The organism is Haladaptatus sp. W1 (assembly GCF_001723155.1).
Lineage (GTDB): Archaea > Halobacteriota > Halobacteria > Halobacteriales > Haladaptataceae > Haladaptatus > Haladaptatus paucihalophilus.
In genome coordinates this window covers 1-3,918 of sequence record NZ_MEIH01000222.1, presented here as the reverse complement: position 1 = coordinate 3,918, position 3,918 = coordinate 1, and the positions used below count along the sequence as shown (strand labels likewise).

Below are 3,918 nucleotides of genomic sequence, written 5' to 3'. Positions count from 1 at the left end.
AGGTTCCAGAAGGAGCGCTCGTCGGAACTGGTGTTTCGGACGGTGCCGTCGAAGGAGTCGCTACGGTCGTTCGGAATCCCAGTGACGAGACGATCGAAAAGGGTGAGATTCTCGTCGCACCATCTTCCGACCCCGGTTGGACGCCCCTCTTTCTGAATGCAGCGGGCGTCGTCGTGGAGGTGGGTGGGCAGATGAGTCACGGCTCCCTCGTTGCACGAGAATACGGGATTCCGGCGGTCGTCTCCGTCCGTAACGCAACCCAGAAAATACGGTCGGGGCAGCGGATTCGTGTCGATGGAACGAACGGGATTGTCGAACTAGTAGAAAAGCAGTCGGAGTGATAGTACCACAGACCCGCCGTTCGCCCTTTCATTCTACCGACATCCCGCACGACGAGGAGCACTCGCCGTCGTCGCCGGGAAAGACACCATCAGACGCGCAGGGATTCTGTTCACTACCCACCCTACCGCTGACGATGCACCGTCGCAGTCATCGACGCAGTATTCGACCGGGCTATTCCAATCACGGAGACACCGTTTCTATAGAGCGAAATATGATTTATCCGTTCGAAAGTCGGCACGCTCGTCTGACGAAATGAAAATCGGACTGTCAAAAATCGTCGAAAATCCTCCGAATCCTCCGAATACAGAACTGCGATTCGACCGCTCTCCGCTATTCGAACTCCGGTTCCCGACCTTCCAAAAACGCCGCGACGCCCTCGATGTGGGCGGGCATGTCGTAGGCTTGCGACTGCACCATCGTCTCGTAATCCAGCGCTTCGCGCCAGTCCTTGCCCAGATTTTCGTGGAGGGCCTGCTTGCCCAGCGCGATGGTGTGAGTCGGCTGGTCCGCCAGCGTGTCCGTCAGCTCCGTGACCCGGATATCGAGCTGTTCGTCCGGGACGACTTCGTTCACCACGTCCAGTTCGGCCGCCTCTTCGGCCGAGATGAGTTCGCCGGTGAAGGCGAGTTCCTTCGCCTTTCGAAGCCCGACGAGTCGCGGGAGGAGGAAGGTTCCGCCCATGTCGGGAATGAGGCCGACGTTGATAAACGACGCCGCAAACCGCGCCGATTCCGTCGCGTAGGCGAAGTCGGCGGCCGTGACGAGCGCCATCCCCGCACCCACCGCGTCGCCGTTGACCTTCGCTACGACCGGCACGGGCGCGGTCAGCACCTCGTGAACCACGCGGGAGAGAGTGTCACGAACGCGCTCGTAGGCTTCCCGGACGTTCTCCTCGCGTTCGGCCATCGACTCGATGTCGCCGCCCGCGCTGAACGCTTTCCCTTCGCCGGTCAACACGATGGCGTCCTGTTCTTTCGGGTCGCTTTCGGCGAGGATTTCGGCGAGTTCGCCCGCCGCGTCCGGCGTGAAGGCGTTCCGAACCTCCGGGCGGTCGAACGTGATGTTCCTAATTCCGTCGTCGTCGGAAACGTGCATACCTGAGAGGGTCTCCCCACGTACATTTAATTACTCCCCGCGTCCAGTCGTGGTATGGACATCGAAGCGTTCTTCGAAGGCATGCCGTTCGCGGACCTGCTCGGCGTCGAGGTGACGGAAGCGGCGGACGGGCACGCCGAGGGGCGACTCGAAATGCGCGAGGAACTGTCGTGGAATCAGGACCGACTCATGGCCCACGGCGGCGTCACGTTCACCCTCGCGGATACCGTCGGCGGCGCGGCACTCGTCTCCCTCAACGACCAGCCTGTGCCGACCATCGACATGCGAATCGACTATCTGAGCGCTGGCACGGGCGATCTCTACGCCGAGGCCGACGTAGTGCGGAACGGGAGCGACGTGGGAACCGTCGACGTGAGCGTCTACGACGAGGACGACGAACACGTCGCGGAAGCGCGCGGCGTCTACAAGACGGGGTAAAACGATGAAGCGATGCCGCTCTTTCCTCGTCATCCTGCTCGCAATCGTGACCGTCTCACTCGCGCTCCGCCGACGAAAGCGGTCACGCACACAACTCGAACCGCCGTTCTAACGGGGCCGTCGCGTTCGTTTTCACCGTCGTGTCGGCCTGCCGGTCATAATCTTTTATCGGCTGGCTGTAATAGTACATCGGGAATGGGAACTTCTGATTCGCCCGCACTCGATGCACCGATTCTTCGCGTTTCGGCTGGGGCGGGGCGCGAGGACGCGGAAGCGGTGCTCGACAGTGCACGTGACGCGGCGGAAACGGTGGCGGTTGCGAACGTCGGCCCGATCGGAATCGAGGAGTTGACGCCGCTCGTGGCGACCACGGCCGACGGAACCACCGCGCTTCACGCGAACTGCACCCCCGAGCGTGCCCGAACCCTCGTCGAATCGCTGGAGGACGGCACCATCGTCGAGGAGGGTGCACACGCGGTCGTGAACCACGGGGAGGAGCAGACGACCTTCCCGGTGCCGGACGACGGGCCGCTGTCGGTCGGTCGCCGGGACGTCCTCGAACGGTGCGGCTGGGTGGACCCGACGACCGCGGAGGGCTACGAGGGGTTCGTCGCGGCGGAGGCCGGTGCAGCCCCGGAAGCGGTTATCTCACAGGTCGAAACCGTCGGCTTGCTCGGCCGCGGACGGGGCGATGCGCGGATGGACGAACCGGTCGCCGAGGAGTGGCGGACGGCCCGCGAAACCGACGGCGACCCGGTCGTCGTTGTGAACGCCGGGGAGACCGACGATAGGAATGCCACCGACCGGACGCTGTTGGAGGCCGACCCCGTGGCGGTGCTCGACGGCGCGACGGCGGTCGCTACGGCCATCGGTGCGGAGGATATCGTCGTCTACTGCCCGGAATCCGCCCTCGGAACCCGCGACCGCGTTCGGGAGGCGATGACCGCGTTTAACGACACCGACGCCGCCGAGGGCGTGACGATTCGAACCTTCACCGCCCCGGACATGTACATCGCGGCGGAGCCGACGATGGCCCTCGAAGCACTGGAGGGTAACGACCGGTTGGAGGCCCGCCTCCGCCCGCCGTCCCCCGGCGAGCACGGGTTGTACGGTCGGCCGACCATCGTCCACACGCCGCGCACGTTCGCACAGGTCCGACGAATCCTGCGCGACCCGGACGCGTTCGACCCGGACGACGCCGACCCCGGCACGCGACTCCTGACCGTGACGGGCGACGTGACCGCCTCCGCGACCCTCGAACTGCCGACCGGCGGCAGTCTCGAAACGGTGCTGGAGGCGGTCTTGGTCGATAGCGAGTTCAAAATGGCGTGCGTCGGCGGGCAGTTCGGCGGCGTCACGCGCTCGCTCGACCACACGCCGAGCGCCCCGGCGCTGACCGGCGCACGCCTCGGAACCGACGGCGTGGTCGAACTCTTCGACCAGTCGCGGTGTGCCGTGGCGACCGCCGGAACGCGGGCGCGGTTCGCCGAGGAGGAAAACTGCGGGCGCTGCGTTCCCTGCCGCGAAGGCTCGAAGCAGTTGACGAACCTGCTTCGAGATATCTATTCCGGCGAGTTCAAGGACGACATGCTCCGCGAACTCGCCCGGACGATGCGCGAGACGAGCATCTGCTATTTCGGACGGTCGGCGTCGCGGCCCGTAACGACCGCGATGGACGAATTCGAACCGGAGTTTCACGCACACGCCGAGGGCCGTTGTCCGAGCGGCGCGTGCGAGGAAGTACAGTAACCGTGAGAGCGACACGTGCGTTGCAAACGCAGCGCGGATGACGAGAGGCGACATCACAAAATGAGTTCAGACGAGCAATCAGGAATCGAAGACACCGCTCCGGCCACACCCAAACCCGGTGTGCCGGACATCGAAGACCCGCGACCGAGCACGCCGCTGACCGAGGATTTCGTCACGGGGACGGCGAACGACCCCGACCTCGGTGCGGACGGAGATGGAATGAATCACGTGACGGTGGACGGCCACCCGATAGCCGTGCCGCCGGGTTCGACGCTCATCGACGCCATCGACGCG

The 3,918-nt window shown here is 64.6% G+C and carries 5 protein-coding genes; 4 read left to right on the top strand and 1 reads right to left on the bottom strand.

Going from position 1 to position 3,918, the window contains the following annotated elements; translation table 11 throughout:
• Positions 1 to 341: PEP-utilizing enzyme (locus BG842_RS10295; protein WP_254663048.1), on the top strand; the 341-nt coding region annotated here is incomplete at its 5' end.
• A gap of 331 nt (positions 342 to 672) precedes the next feature.
• On the opposite strand, the gene BG842_RS10290 is transcribed toward BG842_RS10295, so the two are convergent.
• Complete coding sequence (locus tag BG842_RS10290; protein WP_069450667.1) at positions 673 to 1,437, bottom strand: enoyl-CoA hydratase/isomerase family protein; 765 nt, start codon at positions 1,435 to 1,437, stop codon at positions 673 to 675.
• A gap of 54 nt (positions 1,438 to 1,491) precedes the next feature.
• On the opposite strand from BG842_RS10290, the gene BG842_RS10285 reads away from it, so the two are divergent.
• The 3 genes from BG842_RS10285 to BG842_RS27420 all read left to right on the top strand — a co-directional run.
• Positions 1,492 to 1,875: a PaaI family thioesterase gene (locus BG842_RS10285; RefSeq protein ID WP_069450666.1), complete on the top strand. Its 384-nt coding sequence runs from the start codon at positions 1,492 to 1,494 to the stop codon at positions 1,873 to 1,875.
• A 195-nt stretch (positions 1,876 to 2,070) separates the two neighbouring features.
• Positions 2,071 to 3,624, top strand: a complete 1,554-nt coding sequence (locus BG842_RS10280) for an NADH-ubiquinone oxidoreductase-F iron-sulfur binding region domain-containing protein (RefSeq protein WP_069450665.1) — start codon at positions 2,071 to 2,073, stop codon at positions 3,622 to 3,624.
• Between the two features lie 60 nt (positions 3,625 to 3,684).
• Positions 3,685 to 3,918 (top strand): hypothetical protein (locus tag BG842_RS27420; protein WP_139136088.1); only part of this gene is annotated, 234 nt, incomplete at its 3' end.

What these genes read in the sequence shown, in the direction of transcription:
- BG842_RS10280 (WP_069450665.1), top strand. Translation starts at nt 2,071, where the DNA reads ATGGGAACTTCTGATTCGCCCGCACTCGATGCACCGATTCTTCGCGTT.
- BG842_RS10285 (WP_069450666.1), top strand. Translation starts at nt 1,492, where the DNA reads ATGGACATCGAAGCGTTCTTCGAAGGCATGCCGTTCGCGGACCTGCTC.
- BG842_RS10290 (WP_069450667.1), bottom strand. Translation starts at nt 1,437, where the DNA reads ATGCACGTTTCCGACGACGACGGAATTAGGAACATCACGTTCGACCGC.